Origin of the sequence: Arsenicicoccus piscis, assembly GCF_022568835.1 — a bacterium.
GTDB lineage: Bacteria > Actinomycetota > Actinomycetes > Actinomycetales > Dermatophilaceae > Arsenicicoccus > Arsenicicoccus piscis.
Genome location: NZ_JAKZHV010000001.1, coordinates 154,771 through 169,763 on the forward strand (window position 1 = coordinate 154,771; position 14,993 = coordinate 169,763).

Here is a 14,993-nt window from a genome sequence, read left to right on the forward strand (position 1 = left end):
TCAGCCCACCGGGACGCGGCCTTCCTCGTGGGCGAGGCGCGCGTTGCGTCGACCCCAGAAGAAGTAGACCGCGAGCCCGAGGGCCATCCAGATCACGAACCGGATCCAGGTGATGATCGACAGGTTCGTCATCAGGTAGGTGCAGGCGAGCACCGAGACGATCGGCAGCACCGGCGACAGCGGCACGCGGAACGGGCGCTTGAGCTCGGGGCGGGTGCGGCGCAGGATCGGCACCGCCGCACTGACGATCACGAACGCGAACAGGGTGCCGATGGACACCATGTCCGCGAGCTCGCGCAGCGGGACGAACCCGGAGAACAGCATGACCAGCACGGTGGTGGCGATGGTGATGCGGTAGGGCGTGCCGTACTTCGGGTGGACCTTCGCGACCGCCGCGGGCAGCAGCCCGTCGCGGCCGATCGCGAAGCCGATACGCCCCATGCCGACGAGGTCGACGAGGACGACGGAGGTCAGGCCGGCGACCGCCGCGATCGAGATGAGCACACCGGCCCAACCCAGACCGACGTGGCTGAACGCGGCCGCGAGCGGCGCTCCCTCGTCGATCTCGGTGTAGGGCACCATGCCGGTGATGACGATGCAGACGCCGACGTAGAGCACGGTGCAGAGGGCGAGCGAGCCCAGCAGACCGATCGGCAGGTCGCGCGCGGGGTTGCGGGACTCCTCCGACAGGTTGGCCACAGCCTCGAAGCCGGAGTAGGCGAAGAAGACGACGGCGGTCGCGGTCATCACGCCGGCGATGCCGAAGGCCGACGGCTGGACCCCGAAGAGCACCTGGCTGAGCGGCTGCTCCATGCCTGCGGTGGAGGACGCCTCGACGGGCTGGCTCGGCGGAATGAACGGCGAGTAGTTGCCGCCCTTGATGAAGAACGCGCCCACGGCGATGATGAAGACGCAGACCGAGACCTTGATGAGCACCATCGCGTTGGTGACCCGGGCACTCTCGCGCACACCCACGACCGCGACGATGCCGAGCAGGAGCGTGATGCCCATCGCCCCGAGGTTGACGACGGACTGCTCCCCGAAGAACGTGGTCGGCAACCCGAACAGGTGCTGGACGTAGCCCGACCAGCCTCGCGCGACCACCGAGGCGCCGAGCGCGAACTCGAGCACCAGGTCCCAGCCGATGATCCACGCGAACACCTCGCCGATGGTGGCGTAGGCGTAGGTGTAGGCGCTGCCGGCGGTCGGCACGGACGAGGCCAGCTCGGCGTAGCAGACGGCGGCCAGCCCGCTCACCAGACCGGCGATGAGGAAGGCGAGGGTCACCGCGGGCCCGGCGTGGTTCTTGGCCTCGATCCCCGTCAGGGTGAAGATGCCGGTGCCGATGATCATGCCGACGCCGAAGCCGACCAGGTCCTTGGCGCCGAGGTGTCGCCGCAGCCCACCGCCGGACTCGTCGCCCTCGGCGGAGCTGTGGGCGAGGATCGCCTCGATCGGCTTGGTGCGCAGGATTCCGCTGCGCCGGCCCGGCTCCCGGGACGTGGAGGTTGTCATGGCCCCACAGTAGGAACCGTCTGTTTCCTTGGTATTGCGCCGTTGGTCACATTTTGGGCACGTCGGGGACGTCCCCAGCCGCCGGCGGCGGGCGCAGCAGCTCGACGAAGGTCCGGGCGTGCGCGGCCATGTCCTCGTCGGGGTTCTCGAGCCAGGCCGTCTGCAGGCCGCTGACCAGGGCGGTCACCAGCGGCGCGAGAGCGGCCGGGTCCACGTCGTCGCGCAGCCGGCCGGCCTCCCGCTCGTCGCGCAGCGCCTGGGTCACCTGCTCACGAAACTCGCGCCCCTGCCGGCGGACGAGCTCGTGCGCCGGGTGGGAGGCGTCGAGCGCCTCGACCCGCAGGACGGTGTCGAGGCCGATCACCCCACGTCGCCCGGCATGGGCGGCGAGCACCTGCGGGAACGCGGCGAGGAACCCTTCGCTGCCGACGAGATCGTCCCGCTGCGGCGCCTCGTCGTCGCCGCGCGACTCGAGGACGGCCGTCAGCAGGTGCTCCTTGGTGCCGAAGTGACGCCGTAGCACCGTGTGGCTCGTCCCGAGCAGCTCGGCGATCTGCCGCAGCGACTGGCGCTGGAAGCCCTGCTCGGCGAACAGGTGGAGCGCCGCGTCCACCAGGGCGGCCCGGGTGCGCTCGCCCGAGGCGTACGGTCCACGGCGACTCACGGGCTTGTCCGGCATCCGGCCACGCTACCGCCGGCTGTCCGTCGTCCGCTGAAAGGATCCAGACCATGACGACGACCGACCACCGCACCACCGCGCGCAGCACCGACCTCTCGTCCGCCGTCTTCCCGGCGGACTTCCGGTGGGGCGTGGCCACGGCCGGCCACCAGGTCGAGGGTGACAACGTGAACAGCGACGTGTGGTTCCTCGAGCACCTCGACGGGACAATCTTCGCCGAGCCGTCCGGCGACGCCATCGATCACTACCACCGCTTCGCCGACGACATCGCGCTGATCGCCGACCTCGGGTTCAACACCTACCGCTTCTCCTTGGAGTGGGCCCGCATCGAGCCCGAGCCGGGCCGGTTCTCCACCGCCGCCACGCGCTGCCGTCGGTCACGCACGACGTCACCGACCTGCTGCGGGAGGGCGACAACGCGCTCGGCATCGTCCTCGCGGACGGTTGGTGGGCGGGACGGATCTCGATCCTCGGCCGCAGCGCGCAGTACGGCGACCTGCTGCGGGCCAGCTGGCGCCTCGAGGTCGACCTCGCCGACGGGACGAGCGAGGTGATCGTGCCGGACGAGTCCGTCGTGTCCGATCGCGGCCCGATCGACTACTCCGACCTGTTCATCGGCGAGCGCCATGACGCCCGCCGGGCCGTCCCCGGCTGGTCGTCACCCGGGTTCGACGCCGGCGGGTGGCAGCCCGGCCGGCTGGTCGACGTCGAGATCCCCGTCGTGCCGCACGTCGGCGAGCCGGTGCGCCCGCTCCTCGAGCTGCCGGTGCACGAGATCCGGCAGACCCCCGCCGGGGAGACGGTCGTCGACTTCGGCCAGGTCATCGCCGGGCGGGTGCGGCTCACGGCACGCGGGCCGGCGGGGACCACGATCCGGCTGGAGCACGCCGAGGTCGTCGACGGTGCGGGCAACTTCCTGCGCAACATCATCGGCGTCGACAAGGACCAGGTCGACGAGTTCGTCCTGGCCGGCGACGAGGCCGGCGAGACGTGGGAGCCCGAGTTCACCTTCCACGGCTTCCGCTACGTCAAGGTCATCGGCTGGCCCGGCGAGCTGCTGTCCGAGGACCTCACCGCCGTGGTGCTCGGCAGCGACCTCGAGCAGACCGGCGACCTCACCTGCTCCGACCCCCGGCTGAACCAGCTCGTGCAGAACACCCGGTGGTCCCAGCGCGCGAACTTCCTCGCCGTGCCTACCGACTGCCCGCAGTGCGAGCGCGCCGGGTGGACGGGTGACCTGCAGATCTTCACCCCCACGGCAGCGACCCTCATGGGGGTGGCCGCCTTCTTGCGCCGCTGGTTCGCCGACGTGCGCGCCGAGCAGGCCGCCCGTGACGGGATGGTGCCCATCATCGTCCCCATGCCACCCGCGATGGACCTGGGGGCCACACCGCCGAGCCCGAGCAGCGTCGGCGCCGACCCGCACGACATTGTTGCGCTGAGCGCCGGGCTGTCCGCCATCGACGGTGCCGCCGGCTGGGGTGACGTGATCACGATGACACCGTGGGAGCTCTACCGACGCTATGGGGATGTGTCCTTCCTGCAGGACAACGTCGCGGCGATGCGCTCCTGGGTCGACTGGCAGACGCGCGAGGCGGCCCGGCTGCTGACCGGCCGGCTGCGCGACACCGACCTCGACGCCGAGGCCCGCGCCCGGCACGCGGTCTTGTGGAACGGCGCCCTCAACTTCGGTGACTGGCTCGCACCGTCGACGCTGGCGGACGCGGAGCACGAGTTCCTCGCGATGATGACCGCGCCGTTGACGACGCACGAGATCGTCGGGCCGTGCTTCCAGGCGCGCTCCCTCGACGTCCTCGCCGACACCGAAGAGGTCCTCGGCGACGGTGCGGCCGCGGCCGCGCTACGACAGCGCGCCCAGACCGTCCGGGACGCCTTCAGCGCCGAGTACCTCACCGAGCAGGGGCGACTGACGACCGAGCTGCAGGGCACCTACGTGCTGGCGCTCGCGTTCGACATGGTGACATCGGAGCGTCGAGCGGGCCTAGTCGACCGGCTCGTCGAGCTCATCCACCAGTCCGGCGACCACCTCGACACCGGCTTCCCGTCCGTCCCCTACCTGCTCGACGTGCTCTGGGACAACGATCACGCCGACCTCGCGTGGACGCTGCTGCTGCAGGACGCGATCCCGTCCTGGCTCTACGAGGTGCGGATGGGGGCGACGATGATCTGGGAGAGCTGGAACGCCGTCCACCCCGACGGGACGGTCGACGCCGTGTCGATGAACCACTACGCCTTCGGGTGCGTGGTCGACACGATGATGCGACGGATCGCCGTGATCGGGTGCGTCGAGCCCGGGTTCCGCGTCAGCCGCGTCGCGCCCGACCTGTCCGGGCGGCTGGACCGGTGCGCGGCCCACGTGCTGACGCCCTACGGTCGGCTGGCCGTCGACTGGCGGCGGGACGAGGACGGCCGCACCGCGAGCGTCGTGGTCGACGTCCCCACCTCGACCACGGCCCGGCTCGAGCTGCCGACCGACTGGCGGCTGGAGCCCGACAGCGCCGAGCTCGGTGCCGGTCGGCACGAGCTGCTCGCGATCAGGCGTCGGCCGCGAGAGCGGTGATGGCGTCGTGCAGGGCGAGGGTCCGCTCGGCGGTCTCGACGTGCAGCGCCTCGACCATCTTGCCGTTGTGGGTGACGACCCCCGAGCCCGCACCGGCCTCCCAGGCAGCGAGGATCCCGCGGGCCTCCTCGACCGCGTCGGGCGAGGGCGCGAAGGCCTCGTTGGCCCCGGCGACCTGGCCCGGGTGCACCAGGGTCTTGCCGTCGAAGCCGAGCTGGCGGCCCTGGGTGCACTCCTGGAGGAAGCCCTCGGTGTCCTGCACCGCGTTGTAGACCCCGTCGAGCACCACCGTGCCGGTGGCGCGGGCCCCGAGCAGGGCGAGCCCGAGGCTCGGGAGCAGCGGCGCGCGACCGGGCACGTGCTCGGCGTGCAGCTCCTTGACCAGGTCGTTCGTGCCCAGGACGAGGACGGTCAGCCGCTCGGACGCCGCGGCGATGTCGGCGACCCGCAGGATCGCGGCGGGCGTCTCGATCATGGCCCACAGCGCCGTGTGCTCGGGGGTGCCCGCGGCCTCCATCGCGGCGACGAGCGAGCGCACCTCGTCGGCGGACCCGACCTTGGGCACCAGGATCGCGTCGGGTCCGGCGGCGCAGGCGGCCGCGAGGTCGGCGTCGTGCCACTCGGTGCCGAGGGCGTTGACCCGGATGATCAGCTCGCGCCGACCGTAGCCACCGGAGCGGACGGCCGCGCAGGCGGCGTCGCGCGCAGCGACCTTGGCGTCCGGCGCCACCGCGTCCTCGAGGTCGAGGATGATCGCGTCGCAGGCGAGCGTCTTGGCCTTCTCGAGCGCTCGGGCGTTCGACGAGGGCATGTAGAGCACGGAGCGGCGCGGCCGGAAGGCCGCCTCGTCGCTGGTCGCGCTCGTGGTGCTGGAGTGGGTCGGGTCCTGGTGGTGGGTCATCTCAGCCCTCCTGCTCGGTGCTCTCGGCGGCCGCCTGGGCCTTCGCGTAGCGCTCGGCCAGCTCGGGGTCGATCGCCGAGAGCTGCTCGGCGAGGGCGACCATGACCAGGCACTGCTTGAGCGAGGCGTCGTCCTCCATCTTGCCGTCCAGCATGACCGCGCCGGTGCCGTCGCCCATCGCGGCCCGCACCCGGTAGGCGTGCTCGACGTCGGCCGGGTCGGGGCTGAACACCCGACGGGCGATGTCGATCTGCTTGGGGTGCAGCGTCCAGGTGCCGACGCACCCGAGCAGGAACGCGTTGCGGAACTGGTCCTCGCACGCCACCACGTCCGCGATGTCGCCGAACGGCCCGTAGTAGGGGTAGATCCCGTGCATCGCGCAGGCGTCGACCATCCGCGCGATCGTGTAGTGCCACAGGTCCTGCTGGTAGACCGACCGGTCGGCTCCGACGTCGGAGGTCCCGTCGCTGCCCCGCGGCGGGTCCTGCCGCACCAGGTAGCCGGGGTGGCCGCCGCCGACGCGCGTGGTCTTCATCCGCCGGTCGGCCGCCAGGTCGGCCGGGCCGAGCGAGAGCCCCTGCATGCGCGGCGAGGCGCCGCAGATCTGCTCGATGTTGGCCACCCCGCGGGCGGTCTCGAGGATGGCGTGGACGAGGATCGGGCGCTGCAGCCCGGCCTTGGCCTCGAGCTGGGCGAGCAGCCGGTCGACGTAGTGGATGTCCTCGGCGCCCTGCACCTTGGGCACCATCACGACGTCGAGCTTGTCGCCGATGGCCGGGACCAGGGTGGTGAGGTCGTCGAGCGCCCACGGCGAGTCCAGGCTGTTGATCCGGGTCCACAGCTGGGTCGGGCCGAAGTCGGTCTCCTGGGCGATCCGCACCAGGCCCTCACGGGCCGCGACCTTGTTGTCGGCCTTGACCGCGTCCTCGAGGTTGCCCAGCAGCACGTCGACCGTGCCCACCATGGCCGGCACCTTGGCCGCCATCTTGGCGTTGCTCGGGTCGAAGAAGTGGATGGCCCGCGACGGCCTGGCGGGGATCTCGCGCAGCGGGGCGGGTGCGCCCACGGCGAGCGGGGCGAAGAAGTCCTTGGCAGGACGCATGAGGTGGCTCTCCAGACGACGACGACCGGGTCACCGGCAACCTAGCAGCGGCCTCCGACAGGCCGGTATGACGCACGACACCCGGCCCCCCCGCGAGCTATCGCTCGCTGCCCCAACGCGAGCTATCGCTCGCTGCCCCAACGCGAGCTATCGCTCGCTGCCCCAACGCGAGCTATCGCTCGCAGGGCACCGAGATCATCGTCGGCTTCGGCGCGACGTACGGCGGCGGCTTCTCGACCTGACCGACCGGGATCAGGCCCTTCCACTTCATGCCGAGCAGCAGGTCGACCGAGGTGTCCTGGCGGGCGTCCATCTCGAACGTCGCGTTGGGCACGTGGGTGGCCAACCGCTTCGCAGCCAGGTCGCCCTTCTCGCCGTAGCGGATGACGGCGAACTCGCGCACCCAGGTCTTCATCGGGTCCGCACTGACCTCGCCGCGCTTGAACCCGCGCTTGACCAGCTGGTCGAGCGTGGTGGTGCCGAGGTTCTCGTAGTACGTCGTGTTGTAGACGTTGACCACGATGTCCTTGGGGTAGACCGGGGGTCGCGCCGGGCGCGGGGTGAGGGCCTTGTAGTCCGGCCCGAGGACCAGGTCGACGGCGGTCGTGGGGCGGTCCACCTCGACGAGCCGGGCGGAGGGCACCAGCTGCTGGACGTAGAGCGCCTGGTCATAGCCCTTGCGGCCGTAGCGGATCTCACCGCTGCCGTCGACCGAGCGCAGCACGTCGTCGTTGGAGACCGATCCCACCGCGTAGCCGCGCTTGCGCAGCTCGCTCGCGACGACGCCGGCCTCGCCGGAGACGGCGCCCGCGTTGAGGACGTTGAGGGTGAAGGAGCTCTTGGCCGGAGCGACGCGCTCGACGGCGGTGCAGCTGAGCAACGGCGGGGCGGTGAACCACTTGCCGGCGTAGGCGGTGGTGACCCCCGCGGTGCCGATGAGGATGCCAGGGAAGGTCACGAACGCAATGATTCGGCGCACCCGCCTGCGCCGCACCCGGTCGACTTCTCGCTCGCCCCTCATGTCTCTATCTTGGGACGCGCGAGGGGCCTCGCGACGGCGTTTCGGTGACGCGCACGACATCGTCATCATTTCGTCATCACAGCGTGACCGGCCGTCTCGACAACCGACCCGAAGGAGGGCGCCGTGGCGGCGTTCGGACGTGCACTGATCCCCGGCCAGACATCTGTCGTCTACCTGCACGACATCATCGACGATGATCGAATCACGCTGTGGGAAGACGCAACTCAGGTTGTCGAGGCCCCCAACATCACCAGTGACGGCACCTGGGTCGTGGTGAACGCTCAGGGCCGGCTCCACCGCCTCCCGCTCGGCGCCCAGGTCACTCACACGGGTGCCCCCCGAACGGGTGGCGGGCTCGAGGAGATCGACACCGGCACGGTGCACAACGCCAACAACGACCACCTGGTCAGCCCGGACGGACGGTTCCACTACCTGACCGCCGGCGGGGAGCTCTACCGGGTGCCGTGGGAGGGCGGACCGGCGACGCGGGTGTCCCCCGACACCGGGGGTCGCGCCTTCCGGCACTACCTGCACGGGATCAGCCCCGAGGGCGACAACCTGTCCTTCGTCGGGCTCGAGGGGCGCCTCGGCAGCACGGACGTCATCCGCACCAACGTCTTCACCCTCGACCTCGCCACCGGCACGATCACCCAGCTCACCGACGTCGACGCGCCCTGCGACGGCTCGGAGTGGTCCCCCGACGGGCGCACGGTCTACTTCAACAGCGAGCTCGCGTCCACGGTGCCGGGGCACTCCCAGCTCTTCCGGGTCGCGGGCACGGGTGGGGAGCCCGAGCAGCTGACCTTCGACGAGCGGGTCAACTGGTTCCCGCACGTCTCCCCCGACGGGCACTGGCTGGCCTACGTGTCCTACGAGCCGGGCACGACCCAGCACCCGCCGAACGTGCCGGCGCAGATCCGTCTGCTGGACCTCACGGACCCGCGGGTCGGCACGCCCGAGCTGCCGGTGCGGGTGCTCGCCGACGTGTTCGGCGGCCAGGGCGCCATGAACGTCTCGTCCTGGCACCCCGACTCGCGCCGACTCGCCTACGTCGACTTCCCGGTGGCGTAGACCGTCCGCGGACCCCCAGCGGGCGGCGGCATGCCCACACGCGCCCGCCCCCGCCCGCCGCCGGATCAGCCGCGGGGGATGTTGCGCAGGTTGGAGCGCGCCATCGAGACCGCTTCTCCGACACCGCCGTTCAGGACGATCTTGCTGATCGCGGTGGCGAAGCCGAAGACCTGCTTGCTGGTGATCTCCGGCGGGATCGACAACGCGTTGGGGTCGGTGATGATCTCGAGCAGCGCCGGCCCAGGCTGGGCCAGCACGTCGGCCATCGAGGTGCGCAGGTCCTTGGGGTCGGTGACCCGCACCCCGTGCCAGCCCATCGCCGCGGCGACGGCCGCGTAGTTGGTCTCGGGCACGTCGACACCGAAGTCGGGCAGCTTGTCGACGAGCATCTCCAGCTTGACCATGCCGAGCGTGGAGTTGTTGAACAGCATGACCTTCACCGGCAGGCCGAGGGTGGCGACGGTGATCATCTCGCCGAGCAGCATCGACAGGCCGCCGTCGCCGGACACCGACACGACCTGGCGCTGCGGGTAGGCGACCTGGGCGCCGATGGCGTGCGGCAGGGCGTTGGCCATCGAGCCGTGCAGGAAGCTGCCGATGAGCCGGCGCCTGCCGTTGGGGTTGATGTAGCGCGCCGTCCAGACGTTGCACATGCCGGTGTCGGCGGTGAAGATCGCGTCGTCGGTGGCCAGCTCGTCGAGGATCGACGCGGCGTACTCCGGGTGGATCGGCACCAGGGTGTCGGCGTTGCGGGTGTAGGCCCCGACCGCCTTGGTCATCAACCGCTCGTGCTTGTCGAGCATGGCATCCAGGAAGCCGCGGTCGGTACGCCGCGGCACGCGGTCCCGGATCGCCGTGACGAAGGGCAGCACGTCGGACTGCACCGGGAGGTCCACCTGGGTGCGCCGACCGAGGACCTCGGCGCGGCGGTCCACCTGGACGGTGGTGGGGCCGTCGGGCAGGAACTGGTCGTAAGGGAAGTCGGTGCCGAGCATCAGCAGCAGGTCGGCCCCCTCGAGACCGGCGCTGGCGGCGCCGTAGCCGAGCAGACCGGTCATGCCCACGTCGTAGGGGTTGTCGTACTGGATCCACTCCTTGCCGCGCAGGCTGTGCCCGACGGGGGCAGCCAGGTGCTCGGCGAGCGCGACGACCTCGTCGTGGGCGCCCTCGACCCCGGCGCCGGCGAAGATCGCGATCTTCTTGGCCGAGTCGATGGCCGCGACCACGGCGTCGATCGCGGCCGGCGAGGGCTCGAGCACACCCGCGAACGGCGGCACGTAGACCGGTGCCTTGCCGGTCGCCTCCTCGGCGGCGATGTCGCCGGGCAGGGAGATGACGGCGACGCCCGGCGCGGCGAGCGCGTGCGTGATGGCGGCGTGCACGACCCGCGGGGCCTGCGCCGGGGTGCTGATCATCTCGTCGTAGACGGAGCACTCGACGAACAACCGGTCGGGGTGGGTCTCCTGGAAGAAGGACTGACCGATCTGCACGCTCGGGATGTGGCTCGCGATCGCGAGCACCGGGGCGCCCGTGCGGTTGGCGTCGTAGAGCCCGTTGATGAGGTGGAGGTTGCCTGGCCCGCACGAGCCGGCGCACACCGCCAGCTCCCCGGTCAGCTGGGCGTCGGCCGCGGCCGCGAACGCGGCCGACTCCTCGTGGCGGACGTGGATCCAGTCGATGCCACCCTTGGCAGAGCCGCCCGTGCGACGGACGGCGTCCACGACCGGGTTGAGGCTGTCCCCCACGATCCCGTAGATCCGCCGCACACCGGCGGCCTGGAGCTGGGCGACGAGCTGGTCGGCGAGGTTCACGATGAGTTCCCTTCGATGCTGATCGATGTCGGAGCTGGTTCGGTGCTGGATCGGGTCTGGAGCGGGCTGGGCAGGTGGGGAGGGCTACGTCGAGGTCGTGACGACCTCGGTGATCTTGAACGGCTTGCCCTGCATGCAGGTGGTGCGCACCCCCTTGAGCCGGTAGCCGCGGACGGTGACGATCATCCCCGGCTGCAGGCCGCCGCCGATGGGCGGCAGCACCTCACCGGTCACGTCGACGGTGAGCACCCGACAGCCCTTCTCGGTGCCGGCGGAGACCACGCCGATGATGGTCTCGACGTCCGGGCTCGGCAGCGTCGAGGGGGTGGCCGTCGGGATGGCCGAGGCCGTCGACGGAGTGGTCGACGTCGCGCCCGAGCCGGCCCCAGCCGACCCAGACCCACCCGAACCGGAGCCGCACGCGGACACGGACAGCACCAGCGAGAGCACCAGCCCCAGCGCACCGAGCGTGGCCGACGTCGCGGCCGCTCGGGCTACCCCTGTCGTGCTCGGCACTGCTCCTCCTCAGCCGGCCGCGGGGCCGTCGTGGGCGAGGTCCGTGAGCGCATCGCCGCCGATGGCGTCATCCTCCCAGGACAGCGCCGTCCACGCCCCCGGGGATCCTTCGACGACGATGACCCCGGTGTTGGACAGGTGCCGGTCCCCCAGGTAGTCCGGGGCCAGGTTGGCGCAGCGCAGGCACGCCCACAGGCGCAGGATCGCTCCGTGGCTGAACACGGCGACGGTCTGGTCGGTGCGCCCGGAGGCCTCGGCCTCGGCCCAGATCTCGTCGACGACGGCGTCGAACCGCCCGAGGGCCTCGTGCCCCGTCTCCGCGCCGGGCATGCCCACCTCGAGGTCGCCGCCGGCCCAGGAGAGCAGGGTCAGGAAGTAGATGCGCATGGCGTCCTCGTCGGTGCGCATCTCGACGTCACCGGCCCCGACCTCGCGCAGGCCGGCCCGGACGGTCGGCTCCAGCCCGCGGTCCGCGGCGAGCGGCGCGGCCGTCTGCTGGGTGCGCACGAGCGTCGAGGTGTAGATCGCGTCGACCCGCTCGCCGGCGAAGGCCGGGACGATCGCGTCGGCCTGCTCGCGACCCAGCTCGGTGAGGTCCGCCCCGGGCGTCGCCGTGTCGAGCGCCCCGGCCACGTTGGAGCTGGTCTGGCCGTGCCGGACGAGGAGCAGTCTCATGCCGGCAAGCCTAGCCTCAGGCCCGGATGCCCTCGACGAGCAGGAGGATGCCGAAGATCGCGAACAGCGCGGCCGCACCGATGGCGATGGCCCGCTCGGGCAGCCGTCGGCCGAGGATCGCGCCGACCCCGATGGCGAGCGCGTCGGCCGCGACCATGCCGAGCGTCGAGCCGATCCAAGTGCCGACCCAGTCGTGCTGCACCGCGAGGGTGATCGTGGCGAGCATCGTCTTGTCACCGAGCTCGGCGAGGAAGAAGGCCGTGCCGACGGCGATCAGCACCGACCTGGTCGAGCGGGAGGCCTTCGCCTCCTCCTCCTCGCTCAGCTCGTCGCCGCGCAGCGTCCACAGGGCGAAGCCGAGGAACGCGACGCCGGCGAGAATGGTGATCCACTTCGTCGGGATCGAGTAGCCCAGCACCGCACCGATGCCCACGGACGCGAGGTGCACCAGGGCGGTCGCGATGGTGATGGCGACGAGCACCGGCACCGGCCGGAACCGGGTCGCGAACGTCATCGCCATGAGCTGGCTCTTGTCACCGAGCTCAGCGACGAAGATGACGACAAAGCTGAGCCAGAGGGCAGCGAGCATCGAGGGAGTCCTTCGAGATGGGGCAGAAGGCGCCGACGACTCAGGCAGCGCAGGGGCAGACCTTCAGGATACCGGCACCGCCGAACAGCATCGGCACCCGGCGCGACCATCTGCCACAGTGGCAGCCATGCCCGCACTGACGATGACCCCCGCGACCCGGATGGGCCTGTCGATCTCGGCCGCCGTCGGGCTCTACGGCATCTCGTTCGGGGCGCTGGCTGTCGGCGCCGGGCTCGCGGTCTGGCAGGCCCAGGCGCTGTCGCTGCTGATGTTCACCGGCGGCTCGCAGTTCGGCTTCATCGGGGTCGTGGGGGCGGCCGGCTCGCCGCTCACCGCGCTGTCGACGGCGCTGCTGCTCGGGACCCGCAACGCGCTCTACGGGATCCAGATGAACGCGCTGCTGCGCCCCCGCGGGCTCACCCGGCTGCTCGCGGCGCACCTGACCATCGACGAGTCCACCGCCACCGCCGTGGCCCAGCCGGACCGCGACGAGCAGGTGCGCGGCTTCTGGACCGCCGGCATCGGCGTGTTCGTGCTGTGGAACTCCTTCACCCTGTGCGGCGCTCTGCTCGGCAACTCCCTCGGCGACCCCAGCAGGTACGGCCTCGACGGGGCAGCGGTCGCCGGCTTCCTCGGCCTGCTCTGGCCCCGGCTGCGCCGACGTGACGGTAGAGCGATCGCGGCCCTGTGCGCGGTCGTCACCCTGCTCGTCACGCCGGTGCTCGCCGCCGGGCTGCCGATCATCGTGGCCGCCGTGGTGGCGTTCGGGGTGGCGGTGCTGCAGCAGCGGCGCGGCACCCGCCGCGACGAGGACGACGACCTGTCCGATCTGCCGCACCACCCGCCGGAGCACGTCCAGCACCCGCACCGGGAGGACTCATGAGCCTGACGAACGCCCTGCTGCTGTCCTGCCTGCTCTGCTACGCCACCAAGCTGGTCGGCTTCCTCGTGCCGGACCGCCACCTCGAGCACCCGCTGGTGGGAGCCGCGTCGGCGACCATGACGGCCGGGCTGCTTGCGGCCCTGGTCGCCACCAACACCTTCGTCGCCGAGGGGCACCTCACCGTGGACGCCCGCGTGGTGTCCCTCGCCGTCGCCTCGCTCGCCCTGTGGCTGCGGGCGCCGTTCATCGTCGTCGTCATCCTCGGGGCCGCCGCCGCAGCGGCCACCCGTGCCCTCGGCTGGGGCTGAGGACCCGCTCGGAACCGATAGCGTGGGGCATCGTGCTCACCCCCTACCGCGCCCTGCTCGCCACCCCTGGAGCGTTGCGCTTCACCGCGTTCGGCTACCTCGCCCGCCTCGGCGGCGCGATGTTCGGGGTGTCGATCATCGTCATGATCGCGACCCGTCGCGGGTCCTACTCCCTCGCCGGGATCATCAGCTCGATCGGCCTCGTCGGCGTCGCCTCGCTCGGACCCACCGTCGGGCGGCTGATCGACCGGCACGGACAGCGGCGGGTGGCGGTGCCGCTCGCCCTCATGTCGGCAGCCGCGCTGCTCTCGCTGGTCCTCGCCACCTACCTCGGGGCACCCGTCTGGGTGCTCGTCCTCGCCAACCTCGGCAACGCGATCATGCCCCAGGCGGGCACGCTGATCCGGGCCCGGTGGGCGCACCTGCTGCGCGGCGAGGCGGGGATGCTGCACACGGCCAACTCGTTCGAGCAGGTCCTCGACGAGTCCTGCTTCATGATGGGGCCGGCCCTCGGTGCGGCGCTCGCCACCTTGTTCTTCCCGGAGGCGGGCATGCTGCTCGCGCTCCTGCTCTACACCACCGGCGTGATCGGGCTCGCGCTGCAGCGGCGCACCGAGCCGCCGGTCCAGCCGCAGCACGAGCACCACACGGGCCGGGCCTGGCAGGCGCCCGGGCTGCTGCTGCTGGCCGCCACCTTGGCGCTCACCGGCACGATCTTCGGTGCGGCCGACGTGATCGTCGTCGCGTTCGCCGCCGAGCACCAGGCCGCCGCCTGGGGCGGTGCCACCCTCGGGTGCTTCGCGCTGGGCTCGCTCGTCGGCGGACTGGTCTACGGGACCCGGCCGGCGGCCGACGCCATCGCCCAGCGGTTGCTGTGGAGCACCCTCGCCATGTCGGTGCTGCTGCTGCCCGTGCTCGTCGTCGACCAGCTGCCGGTCCTCGCGGCCGTCCTGCTCGTCGCCGGCTCCGCGATCGCCCCGACCCTCATCACCGCCATGATGCTCGCCCAGCGGCTGGTCCCCGAGTCGCAGATCAACGAGGGCATGACCATCGTCATGACCGGCCTGCTCATCGGCATCGCCCTCGGATCGTCGGCCGCCGGCGGGATGATCGACGCCTACGGCGCGTCCCGGGCGTTCCTCGTGCCGGTGCTCGCCGCGTTCCTCGCCTTCGCGCTGGCGCTGCTCGGCCGCAGCACGCTGGTCTCGGCCGAGCGGCGGGCGATGGACCTGTTCGGCTCCTTCGCCACCAAGCCGTAGCCCCTGCCGGGGCTGGGGCTACGGCAGCGGGGGCTACGGCAGCGGGAGGCCCGGCGTGCCCGCCGACCCGGGCCGTGCCAGG

Annotated in this window: 14 protein-coding genes and 1 pseudogene; 6 read left to right on the top strand and 9 right to left on the bottom strand. The window is 71.6% G+C overall.

Going from position 1 to position 14,993, the window contains the following annotated elements:
- Together MM440_RS00800 and MM440_RS00805 are read right to left on the bottom strand one after the other, a co-directional pair.
- Window positions 1-1,515, bottom strand: coding sequence for an amino acid permease (locus MM440_RS00800; protein ID WP_241441310.1), 1,515 nt, complete (start codon window positions 1,513-1,515; stop codon window positions 1-3).
- A gap of 46 nt (window positions 1,516-1,561) precedes the next feature.
- Window positions 1,562-2,194, bottom strand: a complete 633-nt coding sequence (locus MM440_RS00805; RefSeq protein WP_241441311.1) for a TetR/AcrR family transcriptional regulator — start codon at window positions 2,192-2,194, stop codon at window positions 1,562-1,564.
- Between the two features lie 50 nt (window positions 2,195-2,244).
- Here MM440_RS00805 and MM440_RS00810 point away from each other — a divergent pair.
- Window positions 2,245-2,472: pseudogene (locus MM440_RS00810) on the top strand (family 1 glycosylhydrolase); the annotation flags it as partial.
- A gap of 38 nt (window positions 2,473-2,510) precedes the next feature.
- A complete protein-coding gene (locus MM440_RS00815; protein ID WP_241441312.1) occupies window positions 2,511-4,775 on the top strand; it encodes a family 78 glycoside hydrolase catalytic domain in 2,265 nt (754 codons plus the stop codon).
- Here the strand turns inward: MM440_RS00815 and MM440_RS00820 are convergent.
- From MM440_RS00820 to MM440_RS00830, 3 genes are all read right to left on the bottom strand, one after another.
- On the bottom strand, window positions 4,750-5,676 hold the full coding sequence (locus tag MM440_RS00820; protein WP_277626168.1) for an HpcH/HpaI aldolase/citrate lyase family protein: 927 nt from the start codon (window positions 5,674-5,676) through the stop codon (window positions 4,750-4,752). The two genes, MM440_RS00815 and MM440_RS00820, sit on opposite strands and share 26 nt — an antisense overlap.
- 1 nt (window position 5,677) lies before the next feature.
- The gene (locus tag MM440_RS00825) at window positions 5,678-6,778 is read right to left on the bottom strand and encodes an HpcH/HpaI aldolase/citrate lyase family protein (RefSeq protein ID WP_241441313.1); all 1,101 of its coding nucleotides are present in this window, start codon (window positions 6,776-6,778) and stop codon (window positions 5,678-5,680) included.
- Between the two features lie 172 nt (window positions 6,779-6,950).
- Window positions 6,951-7,736: a LytR C-terminal domain-containing protein gene (locus MM440_RS00830; RefSeq protein ID WP_241441314.1), complete on the bottom strand. Its 786-nt coding sequence runs from the start codon at window positions 7,734-7,736 to the stop codon at window positions 6,951-6,953.
- A 186-nt stretch (window positions 7,737-7,922) separates the two neighbouring features.
- On the opposite strand from MM440_RS00830, the gene MM440_RS00835 reads away from it, so the two are divergent.
- Window positions 7,923-8,870, top strand: a complete 948-nt coding sequence (locus tag MM440_RS00835; protein ID WP_241441315.1) for a TolB family protein — start codon at window positions 7,923-7,925, stop codon at window positions 8,868-8,870.
- A gap of 65 nt (window positions 8,871-8,935) precedes the next feature.
- Here MM440_RS00835 and MM440_RS00840 read toward each other — a convergent pair whose 3' ends face one another.
- The 4 genes from MM440_RS00840 to MM440_RS00855 all read right to left on the bottom strand — a co-directional run bounded on the left by MM440_RS00840 (window position 8,936) and on the right by MM440_RS00855 (window position 12,461).
- Window positions 8,936-10,681 carry a pyruvate dehydrogenase gene (locus MM440_RS00840; RefSeq protein WP_241441316.1) on the bottom strand — a complete coding sequence of 582 codons (1,746 nt, stop codon included), beginning with the start codon at window positions 10,679-10,681 and terminating at the stop codon, window positions 8,936-8,938.
- An 84-nt stretch (window positions 10,682-10,765) separates the two neighbouring features.
- Window positions 10,766-11,197, bottom strand: a complete 432-nt coding sequence (locus tag MM440_RS00845; protein ID WP_241441317.1) for a hypothetical protein — start codon at window positions 11,195-11,197, stop codon at window positions 10,766-10,768.
- Between the two features lie 9 nt (window positions 11,198-11,206).
- Window positions 11,207-11,872 (bottom strand): histidine phosphatase family protein, encoded by a 666-nt coding sequence (locus MM440_RS00850; protein ID WP_241441318.1) that lies wholly within the window; start codon window positions 11,870-11,872, stop codon window positions 11,207-11,209.
- A 16-nt stretch (window positions 11,873-11,888) separates the two neighbouring features.
- Window positions 11,889-12,461 (bottom strand): TMEM165/GDT1 family protein, encoded by a 573-nt coding sequence (locus tag MM440_RS00855; RefSeq protein WP_241441319.1) that lies wholly within the window; start codon window positions 12,459-12,461, stop codon window positions 11,889-11,891.
- 127 nt (window positions 12,462-12,588) lie between these two features.
- Here MM440_RS00855 and MM440_RS00860 point away from each other — a divergent pair, with 127 nt between their 5' ends.
- Genes MM440_RS00860 through MM440_RS00870 form a run of 3 tightly spaced genes read left to right on the top strand, consistent with a single transcriptional unit; the run spans window position 12,589 to window position 14,911 of the window.
- Window positions 12,589-13,344, top strand: a complete 756-nt coding sequence (locus tag MM440_RS00860; RefSeq protein WP_241441320.1) for an AzlC family ABC transporter permease — start codon at window positions 12,589-12,591, stop codon at window positions 13,342-13,344.
- Entirely contained in the window at window positions 13,341-13,652 is a 312-nt protein-coding gene (locus tag MM440_RS00865) for an AzlD domain-containing protein (RefSeq protein ID WP_241441321.1), read from the top strand. The genes MM440_RS00860 and MM440_RS00865 overlap by 4 nt, the downstream gene beginning before the upstream one ends.
- A 32-nt stretch (window positions 13,653-13,684) precedes the next feature.
- Entirely contained in the window at window positions 13,685-14,911 is a 1,227-nt protein-coding gene (locus MM440_RS00870) for an MFS transporter (RefSeq protein ID WP_241441322.1), read from the top strand.
- Window positions 14,912-14,993 lie beyond the last annotated feature (82 nt).

Bases quoted from the DNA above. Each gene is read 5' to 3' on its own strand.
- MM440_RS00805 (WP_241441311.1), bottom strand. From the start codon at position 2,194: ATGCCGGACAAGCCCGTGAGTCGCCGTGGACCGTACGCCTCGGGCGAG.
- MM440_RS00800 (WP_241441310.1), bottom strand. From the start codon at position 1,515: ATGACAACCTCCACGTCCCGGGAGCCGGGCCGGCGCAGCGGAATCCTG.
- MM440_RS00865 (WP_241441321.1), top strand. From the start codon at position 13,341: ATGAGCCTGACGAACGCCCTGCTGCTGTCCTGCCTGCTCTGCTACGCC.
- MM440_RS00850 (WP_241441318.1), bottom strand. From the start codon at position 11,872: ATGAGACTGCTCCTCGTCCGGCACGGCCAGACCAGCTCCAACGTGGCC.
- MM440_RS00820 (WP_277626168.1), bottom strand. From the start codon at position 5,676: ATGACCCACCACCAGGACCCGACCCACTCCAGCACCACGAGCGCGACC.
- MM440_RS00860 (WP_241441320.1), top strand. From the start codon at position 12,589: ATGCCCGCACTGACGATGACCCCCGCGACCCGGATGGGCCTGTCGATC.
- MM440_RS00825 (WP_241441313.1), bottom strand. From the start codon at position 6,778: ATGCGTCCTGCCAAGGACTTCTTCGCCCCGCTCGCCGTGGGCGCACCC.
- MM440_RS00855 (WP_241441319.1), bottom strand. From the start codon at position 12,461: ATGCTCGCTGCCCTCTGGCTCAGCTTTGTCGTCATCTTCGTCGCTGAG.